Here is a 1,266-nt window from a genome sequence, read left to right on the forward strand (position 1 = left end):
GTCGAAGGGCGGTGGCGGGCGGTCAGGGTCGGCGGTGTGCGGTGACGGATGGTCAGGTGAGGTCGTCCGGCAGGTCGGCCGCAGAATCCTCCGGCGCGAGATCGGGCCGCAGCCGCATCCAGGACGGCTGGCGCAGCATGCCCGCCCGGGTACGGGTGCTGAACCGGACCTCCCCGACCAGCCGCGGTACCACCCAGTGCGCGCCCGCCACATGCGGCACCGGATCGAACGGGCACACGTCGGTCTCCGCGGCCCGCAACAACTCGGCCAGCCGGACCCGCTCGGCCTCGCTCCAGCCGGTCCCCACGCCGCCCACATACCGCAGCCGCCCCGCCGCCCGCTGCCCGACGAGGACGGCCCCCGGCAGCCCCTGCAACCGTCCCTTGCCCGGCAGCCACCCGCCCACCAGCACGTCCTCGCTGCGCATGTTTCGGATCTTGATCCAGGCCCGCGACCGCACCCCGGCCTCGTACACCGAGTCCAGCCGTTTGCAGACCAGACCTTCCAGTCCGTGCTCGACGGTGGCCCGCAGGGCCTCCTCGCCGTGGCCGACGAGCGCGGTGGGCGTGGACCAGTGGGCCCCGCCGAGACCGAGCTCCTCCAGCAGCCCGCGCCGCCGGGTGTAGGGGAGCCCGGTGAGATCCTGCCCGGCCAGGTGCATCACGTCGAAGAGGACGAGATGGACGGGGACCTTCGTCGCCTGCCGTGCCGCCTTGCCGGGCGCGTGCGCCAGGCCCATCCGGGACTGCAGCAACTGGAAGTCGGCACGCCCCCGTTCGTCCAGCGCCAGTACCTCCCCGTCCAGTACCGCCGCAGTCCTCCCCAGCGCCGTGCCGAGTGGCCGGAGCTCGGGATAGGCGGCGGTGATGTCCTCCCCGGACCGGGCGCGCAGCAGCACACTCCCGTCCCCTTCGAGATAGGCGACCACGCGCTGGCCGTCCTGCTTGGTCTCATAGGCCCAGCGGGCGTCCTGGGCGAGCGGCGGCAGCTTGCCCGGCGTGGCGAGCATGGGCGGGATCAGGGGGAGCGTCACGGGGTCACTTGTCGACACCCCGGCGCCCCGCCACGCGCCCACCCGACCGGTTTCGCCTGAACGGCGCTGCCTTCCGCCAGGCGACCCGACGGCCCGTCTGTCGGCCGGCGTGCTCTTCCCGCCCGCCCCGCGCCGCCGCCTTCGCCTCAGCGACGCTGTCCGCGTCACGAAGCCGGCCTTCCGCGGCGCCGCCTTCCGGCGGCGACCTGACAGGCCCCTGTGTCGGTCAGACG

At 74.2% G+C, this 1,266-nt stretch carries 1 protein-coding gene; it reads right to left on the bottom strand.

Annotation, left to right across the window (positions count from 1 at the left end; genetic code table 11):
- Positions 1–52: 52 nt before the first annotated feature.
- Positions 53–1,033, bottom strand: coding sequence for a non-homologous end-joining DNA ligase (ligD, locus tag GRC12_RS44520; protein ID WP_208786108.1), 981 nt, complete (start codon positions 1,031–1,033; stop codon positions 53–55).
- Between the last annotated feature and the right edge of the window lie 233 nt (positions 1,034–1,266).

It is taken from the genome of Streptomyces griseorubiginosus (assembly GCF_017614965.1).
In the GTDB taxonomy this organism is placed as follows: domain Bacteria; phylum Actinomycetota; class Actinomycetes; order Streptomycetales; family Streptomycetaceae; genus Streptomyces; species Streptomyces griseorubiginosus_B.